This is a genomic window from Candidatus Clostridium eludens, assembly GCF_045310515.1.
Taxonomy (GTDB): Bacteria; Bacillota; Clostridia; order Clostridiales; family Clostridiaceae; genus Clostridium_B; species Clostridium_B eludens.
In genome coordinates, this window is the sequence record NZ_JBJHZX010000109.1 from 1 (window position 1) to 1165 (window position 1165).

Genomic DNA, 1165 nt, shown 5'->3' on the forward strand with positions numbered 1-1165 from the left:
TGAAAAGCAGAAGCAAAATAACCTGTACCGGAGTACCACGAGACACGAGAAACCTTGTGGGAAGCAGGGAGGACCACCTCCCAAGGCTAAATACTACCTGGTGACCGATAGAGGAGAAGTACCGTGAGGGAAAGGTGAAAAGAACCCCGGGAGGGGAGTGAAATAGAACCTGAAACCGTGTGTCCACAAACAGTCGGAGTACGTTAAAGTACGACGGCGTGCTTTTTGTAGAACGAGCCAGCGAGTTACGATATGCAGCAAGGTTAAATACCTAAGGTATGGAGCCGAAGGGAAACCGAGTCTGAAAAGGGCGAGAAGTTGTATGTCGTAGACCCGAAACCGGGTGACCTATCCATGGCCAGGTTGAAGCGGAAGTAAAATTCCGTGGAGGACCGAACCACGTTGGTGTTGAAAAACCATGGGATGAGCTGTGGATAGCGGAGAAATTCCAATCGAACTCGGAGATAGCTGGTTCTCCTCGAAATAGCTTTAGGGCTAGCGTCGGGAGTGAGTAATGGAGGTAGAGCACTGAATGGGGTAGGGGCTGACAACAGTTACCGAACCTTATCAAACTCCGAATGCCATATACTTGAATCCCGGCAGTCAGACTGCGAATGATAAGATCCGTGGTCAAAAGGGAAAAAGCCCAGATCAACAGCTAAGGTCCCGAAGTGTAAGTTAAGTGGAAAAGGATGTGTGATTTCCGAGACAACTAGGATGTTGGCTTAGAAGCAGCCATACATTTAAAGAGTGCGTAATAGCTCACTAGTCAAGAGGTCATGCGCCGAAGATGTCCGGGGCTAAAACTTACCACCGAAGCTATGGGCCTGAAAGGGCGGTAGAGGAGCATCCTGTACTGGCAGAAGCCATACCGAGAGGAGTGGTGGACGGTACAGGAGAGAGAATGCTGGCATAAGTAGCGAGAAATAAGTGAGAATCTTATTGGTCGAAAACCTAAGGTTTCCCGGGGAAGGTTCGTCCGCCCGGGGTAAGTCGGGACCTAAGCCGAGGCCGAAAGGCGTAGGCGATGGACAACCGGTTGAAATTCCGGTACCACAGGCCTGCGAAAAAGAACAGAAGGGATGACGCAGAAGGATAGGGTGTGCACACGAATGGATGTGTGTCCAAGAAGCAAGGGAGGACATAGAGGAAAAACCATATGTCC

Annotated in this window: 1 rRNA gene (cut by a window edge); it reads left to right on the forward strand. The window is 50.2% G+C overall.

Annotated features, from left to right (window positions below):
* Positions 1-1165, forward strand: a 23S ribosomal RNA gene (locus ACJDU8_RS25340) (its annotated part continues 1341 nt past the right edge of the window); the annotation flags it as partial.